At 59.6% G+C, this 14232-nt stretch carries 11 protein-coding genes; 7 read left to right on the forward strand and 4 right to left on the reverse strand.

Annotation, left to right across the window (positions count from 1 at the left end; genetic code table 11):
- Window positions 1–47: 47 nt before the first annotated feature.
- Window positions 48–458: a winged helix-turn-helix transcriptional regulator gene (locus ACYQ54_RS13875; protein ID WP_460083237.1), complete on the reverse strand. Its 411-nt coding sequence runs from the start codon at window positions 456–458 to the stop codon at window positions 48–50.
- Between the two features lie 135 nt (window positions 459–593).
- On the opposite strand from ACYQ54_RS13875, the gene ACYQ54_RS13880 reads away from it, so the two are divergent.
- Window positions 594–1160: an NADPH-dependent FMN reductase gene (locus tag ACYQ54_RS13880; protein ID WP_460083239.1), complete on the forward strand. Its 567-nt coding sequence runs from the start codon at window positions 594–596 to the stop codon at window positions 1158–1160.
- A 69-nt stretch (window positions 1161–1229) separates the two neighbouring features.
- Here ACYQ54_RS13880 and ACYQ54_RS13885 read toward each other — a convergent pair whose 3' ends face one another.
- From ACYQ54_RS13885 to ACYQ54_RS13895, 3 genes are all read right to left on the reverse strand, one after another.
- Entirely contained in the window at window positions 1230–2093 is an 864-nt protein-coding gene (locus ACYQ54_RS13885) for an SDR family oxidoreductase (RefSeq protein ID WP_460083241.1), read from the reverse strand.
- A gap of 74 nt (window positions 2094–2167) precedes the next feature.
- Complete coding sequence (locus tag ACYQ54_RS13890) at window positions 2168–2911, reverse strand: crotonase/enoyl-CoA hydratase family protein (RefSeq protein WP_460083243.1); 744 nt, start codon at window positions 2909–2911, stop codon at window positions 2168–2170.
- Window positions 2912–2932: 21 nt separating this feature from the next.
- A complete protein-coding gene (locus tag ACYQ54_RS13895) occupies window positions 2933–4714 on the reverse strand; it encodes an acyl-CoA dehydrogenase (RefSeq protein WP_460083244.1) in 1782 nt (593 codons plus the stop codon).
- A 314-nt stretch (window positions 4715–5028) separates the two neighbouring features.
- Here ACYQ54_RS13895 and ACYQ54_RS13900 point away from each other — a divergent pair, with 314 nt between their 5' ends.
- The 6 genes from ACYQ54_RS13900 (at window position 5029) to ACYQ54_RS13925 (ending at window position 13802) form a co-directional block, all read left to right on the forward strand.
- The gene (locus ACYQ54_RS13900) at window positions 5029–6024 is read left to right on the forward strand and encodes an L-threonylcarbamoyladenylate synthase (protein ID WP_460083246.1); all 996 of its coding nucleotides are present in this window, start codon (window positions 5029–5031) and stop codon (window positions 6022–6024) included.
- An 863-nt stretch (window positions 6025–6887) separates the two neighbouring features.
- Window positions 6888–7817: a histone deacetylase family protein gene (locus tag ACYQ54_RS13905; RefSeq protein WP_460083247.1), complete on the forward strand. Its 930-nt coding sequence runs from the start codon at window positions 6888–6890 to the stop codon at window positions 7815–7817.
- 138 nt (window positions 7818–7955) lie between these two features.
- The gene (locus ACYQ54_RS13910; RefSeq protein WP_460083249.1) at window positions 7956–8204 is read left to right on the forward strand and encodes an exodeoxyribonuclease VII small subunit; all 249 of its coding nucleotides are present in this window, start codon (window positions 7956–7958) and stop codon (window positions 8202–8204) included.
- Window positions 8205–8757: 553 nt separating this feature from the next.
- Entirely contained in the window at window positions 8758–9861 is a 1104-nt protein-coding gene (locus tag ACYQ54_RS13915) for a helix-turn-helix transcriptional regulator (protein WP_460083251.1), read from the forward strand.
- Between the two features lie 347 nt (window positions 9862–10208).
- Window positions 10209–12170: a 1-deoxy-D-xylulose-5-phosphate synthase gene (dxs, locus tag ACYQ54_RS13920; protein WP_460083253.1), complete on the forward strand. Its 1962-nt coding sequence runs from the start codon at window positions 10209–10211 to the stop codon at window positions 12168–12170.
- Window positions 12171–12377: 207 nt separating this feature from the next.
- The gene (locus tag ACYQ54_RS13925) at window positions 12378–13802 is read left to right on the forward strand and encodes an MFS transporter (RefSeq protein WP_460084802.1); all 1425 of its coding nucleotides are present in this window, start codon (window positions 12378–12380) and stop codon (window positions 13800–13802) included.
- Window positions 13803–14232 lie beyond the last annotated feature (430 nt).

Genomic DNA, 14232 nt, shown 5'->3' on the forward strand with positions numbered 1-14232 from the left:
GGCGAGGCCAAACTGCATGATGAATCGGCGGATATCAACCCTTCGGATCAATCCGCTCCGTTCTCTTGCTCGAACCGTTCGCGAGCGGAGGAAACGGCGGCTTCGTTCTCGATCGCCCAATCGGTGAGCGCCTTGAGCGGCGCCAGAAGCGTTCTTCCGAGCGGCGTCAGGGAATAGTCGACACGCGGTGGAATGCTGGGTGTTACGACGCGGTTGACCAGTCCGTCCTTCTCCAGTTCCCGCAAGGTCGCCGTCAGGGATTTCTGGGTCACGCCACCAATCGACCGCTTGAGATCGGAAAACCGGCGCGGCTCGTATTCAAGATGGGCAACCACAAGGCTGCACCATTTGCTGCCGACGGTTTGCAGCAGCCTGCGTACAGGCACGCAGCGTGGATCCTCATGGTGCGGCAATTGCTTGCGCCCCAATTCTTCGACGGGTTTCGCCAGCGGTTTCATCAAGGATACCTCGGTTTCCAAAAAGTGCCGTCTTGCGGTCGGCTCGGTCTTACATCATTTGAGGCCGGTATCCAACATATACCGAGGTATCGTCTGGATACTCCTCCCAATTTTCTGTTTCTCAAGGAATTCATCATGTCGCTGAAACTGAAGATCATCTCCGGGTCCACGCGGCCCGGTCGGGCCGGGCCAACCATTGCGAAGTGGGCGGCCAGTGCCGTCGAGGCCCATGGCGGTTTCGAGGTGGAAAGTATCGATCTCGCCGACATCAACCTGCCGCTTCTGAACGAGCCTGCTCATCCGGCTGCCCAGCAGTATACCCACGAACACACGAAACGCTGGAGCAGCATCGTTGCCGACGCCGACGCCTTCCTGTTCCTGACCCCGGAATACGACTATTTCACACCGGCATCCCTGGTCAACGCAATCCAGGTGCTCTACCGCGAATGGAACTACAAGGCGGCAGGAATCATCAGCTACGGTGGCATTTCCGGCGGTCTGCGTGCGTCACAGACGCTGCGTGAGTTGCTGGCCAACGTCAATGTCATGGCCCTGCCGCAGGTGGTGCCGGTTCCGTTCTTCGCAGAATTCATCAACGACGAAGGCGTTTTCACGCCGAACGACAAGATGAACGAAGGCGCCACGCAGTTGCTGGGCGAGTTGACCAAATGGGCAACCGCCCTGAAGACCTTGCGCGGCTAAATGAAAAAGGCCGCCGGATGTCGATCCGGCGGCCCTGAAATGCCTTTGTACGATCTGAGCGATCCGGCGCTATTTCTTGACCGGTCCCAGGTCGCACGGTGCCTGGCTGTCCTCCGGCACGAAAAAATCAGGTGCCAGAGCAAGGCTGGGATCCACCCGGTACTTGTCGAAATCGGTAACGCCCCGGCTGGCCAGGAAGGTGTCATCGATCACGAACTGCCCGGTGAATTCCCGCGACGGTGTGGTGAAGATCTCATAGGCCGCATCGGCCAGAATGTCCGGCGTCCGGCTCTGCTGCATCATCTTGTCGCCACCGATGATGTTCTTGATCGCCGCCGTCGCAATGGTCGTACGCGGCCACAGCGCATTGACCGCAATCCCCTTGGAGCGCAACTCACCGGCCAGCCCCAGCACCACCAGGCTCATGCCGTATTTGGCGATGGAATAAGGTGTGAACGGTGCGAACCATTTTTCCTGCATGTCCAGCGGGGGCGACAGCATCAGGATATGCGGATTGGCGGACTGTTTCAGATGATCGATGGCGTGTTTGGAACAGGCCAGGGTGCCGCGGGTATTGATCTGATGCATCAGATCGAACCGCTTCATGTCGGTCTGCTGCAACGGCGTCAACTGGATGGCGCTGGCATTGTTGACCAGAATATCGAGGCCGCCGAAATGCGCCGCGGTCTTGTCCATTGCGTCCTTGACCGCTTCGTCGTCGCGCACATCAAGCAGCACCGGCAACGCCTTGCCTCCGGCTGCCTCGATCTCCTCGGCGGCAGAATAGATCGTGCCTTCCAGTTTGGGATGCGGTTCCGCCGTCTTCGCGGCGACGGCGATGTTGGCGCCGTCCCGCGCGGCTCGTAGCGCAATCGCCTTGCCGATCCCGCGTGATGCGCCAGTGATGAAAAGTGTCTTGCCCTTCAGGGACATGGTGTTTCCTCCGTATGTCGCTCTCCGGCGACGACCTTGCGGTCTTCAGTTTTGTCGTCCCGACCCAATGGGGCTCAGGCCTTTTTTTTCGTCATGAAAGCCTGGAAGGCGGCGATGGTTTCCGGCACACTCAGCCGGCTAGCGAAGATCCTGATTTCCTCTTCCACCCGCTCCGAAAGCCGAGCAGTGTCCCCGCGCAGGAGCTTTCTGGAGAGAGCCATCGCTTCAGGCGGCTTCGCGGCGATTTCCTTCGCGCAAGCCAGGGCTGCCGCGTCGACATCACCTTCCACGACTTCGTTCACAAGCCCGGCCTGAGCGGCTTTCTCGGCCGAAAAGGCGTTGCCGAGGCACAGCAGTTCAAAGGCCCGCGCGGGCCCCATGATCTGAGGTCCGAGCAGACTGGAGCCGGCCTCCGGAACGAGCCCCAGATCGACGAAGGGGGAGCGGATGAGCGCACGCGGGCTGGCGAACACCATGTCGCAATGCATCAGCAATGTCGTGCCGACGCCGATGGCAATGCCGTCGATGGAGGCGACCAGGGGCTTTTCGTTGCGTACCAAGGCCCGCAGGAATCGCACCACCGGCGTTTCGCCAAGACCTGTCTTGCCCGCATATTGCAGGAAGTCGCCAATATCGTTGCCGGCCGTGAAGACTTCCGGCAGGCCGCAGATCAGATGACAGCGGATGCCCGCATCCGTGTTGCCGGTTTCCAGAGCTTCTGCGAGATCACTGTACATCTGCCCAGTCAGGGCATTCTTCTTTTCCGGCCGGTCCAGACGCAGGGTCTGGACACCGTCTTCCAGGGACTTGCGGATCATTTTCTACTCCAATCGGGCGGTTCAGGACGCCAGGGCTTCGGCGTCGAACGCCTGAATGGCTTCGGCGGACAGAAGAATATCCGACTTCAAACCGGCGGTTTCACCCAACGTGGTTTCGCAGAAACTGCGCGCGAGCAGCGTACGTTCGGCCAGCCTTTGTGCCGGTTCACCTGCCGAGGCAAGCGCCCCCTTGGCAAGCAAGGCGCCCCCGAGGGTCAGGCCGGCGAGCCGCAGATAGGGAGTTGCCCCCGCCAGGGCATCGCCGACCCTGCCGTCCGCCTGCGCGCCCTGCATGAACCCGGTTGCCTCTTCAAGGTCCCGTATGCTGACTGAAAGCCGGTCCGCCGTCGCTCCGAATTCCGGGCGGTTGGACGCTGCAACCGCGTCGGCCACCGCCTGCAGTTCCGCGATGAACCCCTTGATGTGCTCGCCGCCGGACAGCGGCAGCTTGCGCATGACCAGATCGATGGACTGAATGCCGTTGGTGCCTTCATAGATCGGCGCGATGCGGGCATCACGCAGGTGCTGGGCGGCGCCCGTCTCCTCGATAAACCCCATGCCGCCATGGATCTGAATTCCAAGAGAAGCGACTTCAACGCCGAAATCCGTCGGCAGAGCCTTGGCAATCGGCGTTAGAAAACTGGCGCGTTCGCTCCAGAAGGTCTTGCCAGCCTCGTCCTCGGCAATCTTCGACATGTCGATGGCGTGGGCACACGCATAGCAGATGGCCCGGGCGACCTGCGTGCGTGCCTTCATGCCCAGGAGCATGCGCTTGATGTCCGGATGGCGGGCTATCGGGCTCATGCCCTCACCGGTGTCTCCCGGCGCCCTGCCCTGCTTGCGCTCCAGCGCGTAGGCGAGCGCGTGCTGATAGGCGCGTTCCGCCACTCCAAGCCCCTGGATACCGACCGCCAGACGGGCGTTGTTCATCATCGTGAACATGCAGGCCAGTCCCCGGTTTTCCTCACCGACCAGCCAACCGATGGCACCACCTTCGTCGCCGTAGACCATGGTGCAGGTCGGGGAGCCGTGGATGCCCATCTTGTGCTCGACACCGGCAACCTTCACATCATTGCGCTCTCCCAGAGAGCCATCGTCATTGACCAGGAACTTCGGCACGAGGAACAGCGAAATGCCTCTGGTGCCAGCCGGCGCATCCGGCAGGCGCGCCAGAACCATGTGGACGATGTTGTCGGTCAGGTCGTGGTCGCCATAGGTGATGAAGATCTTCTGTCCGAAGATGCGGTAGGTGCCGTCATCCCGGCGCTCGGCTTTCGCTTTCAGCGCATTCAGATCCGAACCGGCCTGTGGCTCGGTCAGGTTCATCGTGCCCATCCACTCGCCGGAAACCAGCTTCTCCAGGTACTTGGCCTTGAGTTCTTCCGAAGCGTGCTTTTCCATCGCCTCGATCGCGCCGATGGTCAGGGTCGGGCCGATTGCGAATGCCATCGAACCGGAATTCCACATTTCAAGCGCAGCCGCGGACATCATCACCGGCAGGCCCTGGCCGCCAGATTCAGGATCCGCGGTCAGGCTGTTCCAGCCGCCCTCGATCCAGGCATGATAGGCTTCGCGCCAGCCCGGAGGCGTGGACACCTTGCCATCGGCAAGCGGCGTCCCGTGCTTGTCGGCAACCGCGTTGAGGGGGGCAATTTCCTCTGCAGCGAACCGGCCAGCCTCGGTCAGGATGGCATCGACAAGATCATCGCCAAGTTCGGCGTGACGGGCACTCTTTTGCAGGTCAGACAGACCGCAGACGTGTTTCAGAGTGAAGGCAATCTCATCGACGGGTGCGCGATACATTCAGGTCCTCCCAACACCAATTGGCTTTTTTCTAAATCCGCCGAATGACGGTTTTCGCTGTTCCGAGCTTGACGGCGGCAAGGCTACTCCGCAAAAGGCGCTATCGACAGCGGTTTGAAAGGACAATAGACCCGTTGACGTTAACGTCAACCCGTATCGCAGCGGCAGGTCATCGTCTTTTTGGTCAATTGCGGAAATGACATGTCCGGTCGGCTCCACGCCTTCCGGAACTCATTGTACAATTGTTGTCGAAACGGGAATCTTCGCACGTCCAGGCTGCCCGTGAATGCCGGATGCGCAATCGAGTGAGGCACATGCGGACTTGGACGCTCGACATTACGGCACCCGACTGGCAGGCAGCGCCTGAAGCTGATGCGGTTTGCGCCGCCCTGCTGGCGGGTGAACTCGTGGCAGTTCCGACGGAAACCGTTTATGGCCTTGCCGCCGATGCGACCAACGGCACGGCTTGCGCGAAGATTTTTGCAGCCAAGGGTCGGCCGCAGTTCAATCCGCTCATCTCTCACGTACAGACACTGGACGCGGCGCTGGAACATGGCGTTTTCGATGAACGCGCGCTGGCGCTGGCGGAAGCCTTCTGGCCCGGCCCACTGACACTGGTTGTCCCCAAACGCCCGGATTCTCCGATTTCCGATCTGGCCACAGCCGGGCTTCAGTCCGTTGCCCTTCGCGTTCCGGTCGGTCCGGTTATGCGATTTCTGGCAGAGAAAACCGGTAGACCGCTGGCCGCGCCAAGTGCAAACCGGTCCGGCAGGATCAGTCCGACACGCGCAGAAGATGTCGTTGCCGACCTCGGCCCTTCGCTCAGCTTTGTCATTGATGCGGGTGCCTGCGCAGTCGGCATCGAATCCACGATCGTCGGTCTCCTCGACGGGACGCCGCGGTTGCTGCGGCCTGGCGGTCTTGCCCGCGAAGATATCGAACGTGTGCTTGGGCAGGCTCTTGAAGGCGCCAGCCCCGAGATGCGGCCGGACGCTCCTGCTGCACCGGGCATGCTGACGTCGCATTATGCGCCCGACGCGGCGATGTTGCTGAACGCAAGAGAGGTGACTACCGGCGACGGACTGCTTTCCTTCGGGTCCGACCGTTTGCCGGGTGCCGAATTCGCACAGGCGGAATTCAACCTGAGCCCAGCCGGCGACCTTGCCGAAGCCGCGGCCAATCTGTTTCGCGCCATGAGATTTCTGGATGGACGGGGTGTCGGCATCATCAAGGTGCAGTTTATCCCCAGCTTTGGACTGGGCGAAGCGATCAACGATCGGCTGCGCCGTGCAGCCGCGCCTCGCGACTGACGCATAGAACCACCAGCCAACACTTGAGCTGGCTAAATTTGTTTCCCGGTGATTTGACGCATTCTTCGGCACCAAAACAAAAGGCCTTAAAAAACAGCAACTCGGAAGCAAGTCCTAAAACTCAAGCTGAATCCTGATCACCTGAAGTTAAGCGGGCAAAACAGCAAGTTTCCGTTTTAACGGACAAGCAACCGTCGCTGTCCAACCCCGATTTTGGTTAAGCATTTCATACAATACTCATCAGGATACGCACCTCTACTGCAAACTTATCAACACCATGCCCTAAATGGATTACGGTAAAAAGCTCGCATTCCCTTACTGGAATCACGTAGTTTAAGAATCAGATTTGAGATGCAGCGGACCTCCCCTCGGGCATTGCGGTGCTCGCACCTCGGTAAGGGCCGGCAAGATAGCCGGCCCCCTTTTTTTGATCTTCCTTCAGCCGATCCAAGTTTAATCCGTTAAAGCCGATGGAAACGCATTGCCAGCAGAGCACTTCCACAAGACGTCGCCCGCGCCCGGCTGCACCTGGTATTTGCCTCGCCTGCGTGCGACCAAGCTTTGACATCCAGGCCGGTTTCGGGAGGGGGGCAGTAAATAGCACCGCGCTCCGGTCCTTCAGGCCGCCCTCCAGCCATTCCAACGCAACAGTGAAGACACCCCCTTTGGGCAGTCCGGCACCTGCATCTGATTTCCACTCGATCTAAATTTTTGAATTTTATCGGAAAATCCAGGTTTCCACTCCCTGGCGCGCATCAACTTAGGCGCAGTTGTTATTCCAATGCGGGAATTGACAGCCTGTCCGGCAACCGTTCTGATGCAAAACAGTCATAAGATAACAATCGACCTTCCGGAAACGCCCCTTGTCTACGCTGCTTCTGCATCATTCGTCCTACCTCGACCACCTGACACCCGTGGGGCATCCGGAGCGGCCGGACCGCATCCGCGCCATCGACAGGATCCTGGAGCACGAAAAATTCCAGTCCGTGGAACGCGATCTCGCGCCGATGGGAACCGTCGAAGACATCGCCCGCGCGCATCCGATGAGCTATGTCGACCAGATCCACCGGCTGGCCCCTGCGGAAGGAACGGCCCGGGTCGACGCTGACACCACCATGTCGCCGGGCACCTGGGAAGCGGCGCTGCGCGGCGTCGGCGGTGCCTGCCGTGCTGTTGACGAGGTCTTGACGAAAAAGGTCAACAACGCTTTTTCCGCCTCCCGTCCGCCCGGTCACCATGCGGAAAAAGACCGTGCCATGGGCTTCTGCTTTTTCAACAATGCGGCGGTTGCCGCACGCTACGCACAATCGAAATACGGACTGGAGCGGGTGGCTATCGTCGATTTCGACGTTCATCACGGCAACGGAACTCAGGATATCTTCTGGGACGATCCGACGGTGATGTATTGCTCCACACATCAGATGCCGCTTTATCCGGGCTCCGGGGCTGCTTCGGAGACCGGAGAAGCCAACACAATCGTGAATGCACCGCTGGCCCCGGGCGAAGACGGAACCGGCTTCAAGGAAGCTTTCGAGGTTCTGCTCCTGCCACGCCTCAATCACTTCGCGCCGGAACTGGTGATCGTTTCTGCAGGGTTCGATGCCCACATGCGTGACCCGCTTGGCGGGCTCAATCTGGTCGAAGCCGACTTTGCCTGGGCGACACGCGCCTTGATGGACGTGGCCGACGCCCACAGCAACGGCCATCTGATCTCCGTGCTTGAAGGGGGATACGATCTTGAAGGCCTGGCGCGATCGGTCGCGGCCCATGTCATGACCCTGATGACCGGATAAGCTGGCCAACTCAGCGGAACAAGATCGAAAAGCACGGGGATGACCGGCGCCAGGCCCAAATGAAACCTTGACCTTCCGCCCACAGACCGCAAGTTTCCCTCAAGACCAGACGACATCCAGACAAACGGGATCCGACCGATGACCGATGCTGCCAACGATATTGCCGGCCTTTCCTTTGAAGACGCGCTGAAGCAGTTGGAAACCATTGTGCGGGAACTGGAACAGGGCAACGTTCCGCTGGAGCGGAGTATCGACATGTACGAACGCGGCGACGCGCTGCGCAAGCATTGCGACACGCTTCTGAAGTCCGCGGAAGCAAAGGTCGAGAAAATCCAGCTTGGTCAGAACGGTGAAGCCAGTGGCACCGAAGCGCTGGACCCGCAGTAGTCTCGTCTCGACCAAACAGGAAACTGTCCGGCGGTGGCCTGACGCTGATCTGACCTGCGGAAGTCCACGCTCTGTTACTTGCATGGCTCTGAAAGCCAAGCTGCACAGCAGGCTTGACCGGCAGACCGGAAGAGCCTTCAAACAGACACATGCCTGTCGCGACTTGCATAGATCCCGGATCCCGACAGGTGCCTATGCCAACGAGCACGCGATGGTGCGACTGCGGCGAAGCGTGCTGGCTCGCTCAATTTTGTCTGGAGAACCCCTCAGGACAGCGCAATGCCGCCGATGAAGCCCTCCCGGGGATAAACCAAAGTAAATTCAAAGACCTGCCCCCGTCTTCCAACAAGCAGACGACCTCATTTCATTTACCGAATGCACAACCGTACCATAGGTTACCCCCTCTCTATTCGATTGCCATTTGTTTGTTGAATTGGTAAAATTATTAGAAATAACAAGATGAAATCAATGTGGTGACTAGTAGACGCAACAGAGTATGCCTGCGCTTAGCGAACATGACCATGTAGAACTACTTACACGGGCCCTCAAGCCCGTGACACAATCCGAAGACTGGCTCTCGGTTCTGAACTTCATAGACACCAAACTGAATTGCAGATCCTTTCTTGTCGAATACGATGCGGATGGCACGTCGCTGCCGACGTTGGGCGGTGAACGTCAAGCGATAATGCTGGCAAACATTCTGAGTGACATCGAAACGGAATACGGCAAAACCGCGTTTCAATTCCTGCTCTCGGATGCCTCCCTGCTCCATCCCTATCGCAAGACGTCCCTTGCGAACGGCCGCTTCACAGCCTCAGCCCCCGGACAGGAGGAAAGCTCTGTTTCCCGCGCGGATGCTCCGGATAAATTGCTGCGAGACGCTCCGTGGCTAGCTACTCCTGTCTGGCGCAAGGAACGTTCATCCGTCCTGTTCGGATGCCTTTTCATCGGTCGCGCTCCCGAGACAATCGACACCGATCAGGCCAGCGCCACATTCCGGTCCGTTGTCAGAGCGCTGATGCCGGGGCTCAATGTCCATTTCCAACTGGAGAAACAGCGCCTCAGGCACCGGTTCCAGCAACTGTTGCTTTCCGTTCTGGAGGGCTCCGCCGTTCTCATCGACAGGAAACGGGACATCCTGGCTCAGACACCCGACGGGTTGGAGATATTGTCGGAACTGGACATCGCGGCCTGTCGGCGACAGACACTGACCATCAAGAACAAGCAGCTGGACGCTGCCCTTAAGGAGCACCTGAGCGCATTTGAGAACGGCGGTATGGCAGAGCCGAAAAGCATCTTGTTCAGCTTGGCACCAGAGGCAGGGTCTCTGCGCCGCATCTCGCTCGAGACAGTTTCAAACCAGAACCTGCCGCCAGGAACCTGCGAAGAGCCGCTGCATCTGATCCGGGTGACGGAATCGAAAGACCCGCCGGACGAAATCGAACTTTGTCTTCAGGATCATTTCGACCTGTCGCAATCCGAAGCCCATCTGGCCTGGCACCTGACCATGACCGGCGCCATGAGCACCACGGTCGATGACCTCGGCATTACCCGGAACACCGCCAAAACCCATCTGCGGCGCATCTACGAGAAAACCGGAGTGCACACACAACTGGAGCTCGCACGGCTCGTGCACAGGATTGCGCGGCTGTTCTGAGCGTGTTTTCAGACGAAAGATGCCTGCACCCGCTCTGCCTGCATTTATTGTCGTTCCGGCAAGGGCTTAGTAGTGCGCGAATAAAAAAATGGAGCCGCGAATTACGACTCCAAGTGGATCTCTGTGCACGTGGCCCCATCGACCACTCTCAATCCCTAAGCCAAATCCAGACGATTTGCATCACCCTATGGGGTGACTGCGCGTATTTTCGTCAAAAGTTGCACGGTTTCTGCCAAATCAACCTCTAGGTTTGTTCACACAAGGGCAGTCCGGACCGGTCCTTGAAATCATGGGGCCAATTTGGCGCATACCCCCCGCCCGATTTGCGCCCTATATCCGGTTGGTGTATGCCTGCCCGCCATGTTTCAAATCGTGGAGCTATCTCCAGAGTGACTTCCAAGCCCGACACCCCTCTTCTTGACAAGGTCAAGACCCCGGCCGATCTGCGCCTGCTCGATGAAAGCGAACTCAAGCAGCTCGCCGACGAATTGCGCGCGGAAACGATCGACGCCGTGTCGATTACCGGCGGTCATCTGGGCGCCGGGCTTGGCGTCGTCGAACTCACCGTGGCCCTGCACTATGTCTTCAACACACCTGAAGACAAGCTGATCTGGGACGTCGGCCATCAGTGCTATCCGCACAAGATCCTTACGGAACGCCGCGACCGGATCCGTACCCTGCGCCAGGGCAATGGCCTTTCGGGGTTCACCAAACGCGCCGAAAGCGCTTTCGATCCGTTTGGGGCCGCGCACTCCTCCACGTCGATCTCCGCAGGCCTCGGAATGTCTGCCGGACGTGATCTCAAGGGCGCCAACAACAACGTCATTGCGGTGATCGGCGACGGTGCCATGTCCGCCGGCATGGCCTACGAAGCGATGAACAACGCCGGCCATCTCGGTTCGCGCCTCATCGTCATCCTCAACGACAACGACATGTCCATTGCACCGCCGGTCGGTGCCATGTCAGCCTATCTGGCCAAGCTCGTGTCGGGCCCGACCTACCAGACCTTCCGCGATGCGGCCAAGAACCTGGTCAAGAACCTGCCCAAGCCGGTGTTCGAGAAGGCCGCCCGCGCCGAGGAATATGCCCGCGGTTTCTGGACGGGTGGCACCTTGTTCGAGGAGCTCGGTTTCTATTATGTCGGTCCGGTGGACGGGCATAACCTGGAACATCTGCTGCCTGTCCTGAAGAATGTCCGCGACACACACCACGGACCGATCTTGATCCATGCGGTCACGCAGAAGGGCAAGGGATACGCGCCTGCGGAAGGCGCAAAGGACAAGTATCACGGCGTTGCCAAGTTCGATGTTGTCACCGGCAAGCAAGCCAAGCCGAAGGCCAATGCGCCCAGCTATACCAACGTCTTCGCGACTTCGCTGATCAAGGAAGCGGAAACGGACGACAGGGTGGTCGCGATCACCGCTGCCATGCCGGATGGAACCGGCCTTGATCTGTTCGGCGAAGCCTATCCGAAACGCACCTTCGATGTCGGCATCGCCGAACAGCATGCGGTCACCTTTGCCGCGGGCCTTGCGACCGAAGGCTTCAAGCCGTTTTGCGCGATCTACTCCACCTTCCTGCAGCGCGCCTATGACCAGGTCGTGCACGACGTGGCGATCCAGGGCCTGCCGGTGCGCTTTCCGATAGACCGTGCAGGTCTTGTTGGCGCGGATGGTCCGACCCACGCAGGTGCCTTCGACACCGCGTTCCTCACCTGTCTGCCCGGTTTTGTCGTCATGGCCGCTTCGGACGAGGTGGAACTGCGCCACATGGTGGCAACTGCAGTTGCCTATGACGAAGGCCCGATTTCGTTCCGTTATCCGCGCGGAGAAGGTGTCGGCCTCGACATGCCGGAACGCGGCAGCGTGCTTGAAATCGGCAAGGGTGTCATCCGCCGGGAAGGCACCAAGGTTGCCCTTCTGAACTTCGGTGGACGGATGAGCGAATGCCTCAAGGCTGCTGACGAGCTGGATGCCGCCGGGCTTTCGACCACCGTCGCAGATGCCCGCTTTGCCAAGCCGCTGGACATGGACATGATCCGGCGCCTTGCCCGCGAGCATGAAGTGCTTGTCATGATCGAAGAAGGCTCCGCCGGCGGCTTCGGTAGCCACGTGCTGACAAGGCTTGCCGAGGAAGGCCTGCTGGACAACGGGCTGAAGGTACGCGCCCTGGCTTTGCCGGACGCCTATATGGATCACGACAAGCCGGACGCGATGTATGCCCGGGCAGGACTTGACTGCGACGGCATCCTGAAAACGGTCTTCACCGCACTCGGCACCGCCTCGGTCAGTGCGCCGCAACGCGCCTGACCGTCCACAAGCCGGCGCCACCAAAACAGGTATCGAAAGCGTCCAGCCAAAAAGTCGTCTGGGGAGCGGAAACCAATCGTGATTGACACGAGACGCCATACCTGAAAAGGCTGGTCGAAAGGAACAGTCGCGTCGGTTCAAACCGGCGCTTTTGTTTTATTTCCAGAGCTCGATACCAGCCGTAGTGCTCCAGATGGAGCTGCGGCGATCCATCGTCAGGATGCAGCCATGGCTCAGACCCTTCTTTCCGTATCCGCGCTCTTGTTGTCGGTCGCCTTGCTGATATTCGGGCACGGTCTGCAGACGACACTGCTGCCTCTGGCCGCGGAACGGTTTTACTTCACCGACTTCGAAATCGGTCTGGTGTCCTCGGCCTATTTCTTCGGCATGGTGATCGGCTGTCTTGGTGCGCCGCTGGTGATCATGCGGGCCGGTCACATTCGTGCCTTTGCCGCGCTGGTTTCGCTGATGTCGGCTGCCGCCATCCTGCATCCGGTGATCATCGACCCCTATGCCTGGATGATCATCCGCATGATCTCCGGCTTCAGTCTTGCCGGCTTCTACATGATCGTCGAAAGCTGGCTCAACGAAAGCGCGTCGAACGAAAACCGCGGCACGGTGATGTCGTTTTACATCGTCGTCCTGTTTGGCGCCCTGATGCTGGGGCAGATCTCTATTGCGTCGATGAACATCGCCGATTTCATCCCCTTCGCAATTGCCTCGGTGATGGTGTCCCTTGCGGTGATGCCCGTTTCGCTGACCACATCGACCCAGCCCGCGCCAATCACGCTGGTGCGTTTCCAGCCAAAGAAGCTCTACAAGAACTCCCCGGCAGCATTTGTCGGTGTGCTTTTCATTGGTGCCTCGCAAGGGGCTCTGCTTACGCTCTCGTCGCTTTACGGGTCGCAGATTGGCCTTTCCACCAAGCAAGCCGCGTTTTATGCCGCCGCCATCGTCGGCGGTGGTCTTATTGCGCAGTGGCCAGTGGGCCGGCTCTCCGACCGCATCGACCGTCGTCTCGTGATCGCCGGTCTCGGCATCGCGACTGCAGCCGTCTCGATGGCAATCGTGTTCTTCTCGCCGAAGGACTTCATGGTCGCCATCCTGAGTGCGGTGGCGATGGGCATGGCCGTGCAGCCGCTTTATGCAATCGCGGTTGCGCACGCCTTCGATCACGCGGCTTCCGAAGATTTCGTCGCCACCTCCTCCGGCATGCTTCTGTCGTTCGGTATCGGTTCGATCATAGGACCTCTGGCGGCCTCCATGATCATGAGCCACACCGGCCCATCCGGTCTCTACATCATGATCATCGCGGCGAATATCTTGATGGTGATCTTCATCCTTGCCCGTGTTGTCACCCGCGTGGCACCGACGGCCGAAGAAAAGACAGACTTCGAATACGCATCCACCGCTCAGGTCGGTTCGGTTATCTCCGCCGAAGCACTGGACGCAGCTTCCGAAGAATATGTCATCCCACCCGAGGAATTCCCGGCCTACGAAGACGACATCTACAATTTCGATACGTCGTCCGAGAATGAGACCAAGTCCGAGGAACCTGCCGGGTCTGCCGAAGGCGCCGAACCGGAACAAACGTCGAGCGAGACACCTGACAGGCCTACGCCAAAAACTTGATGCCATCTTGCGGTTCGCGGGCCCATGGCGTTGCGTCACGGCCCGTCCCTGGCGCCTGCGCGGTTTCGCCCCTCGACACGGCCTTGCAACCGGCTTATAGCCGCAGCATGAGTTCGCGCATCACAAAGCTGCAACGTCTGAGGCAGGAGCGCCACCCATTGGTGGCACTGGCAACCCTTGCCTTTGCGATGCGACTTGTGCTGCTGGTGCTGGCCAGTGCGCTGTCTTCGGACGCGGCGGTTGCCGCAGGTCTCACCAGCCTCTGCCAGCCCTCCGGGCAAGAGCAGAGCCTTCCTGGGCCACACAACCCTCTAACCTGCCAGTGCGGCCCGGTCTGTGCCCACGGTTGCGCAATCGCGCCCTGCCTTGCGAGCACTGCCCCGCTTCCGGATCGACTGCTCGCGAGCGCCGCCAATCCCCATTTTCTAAC

The organism is Roseibium sp. LAB1 (assembly GCF_054658235.1).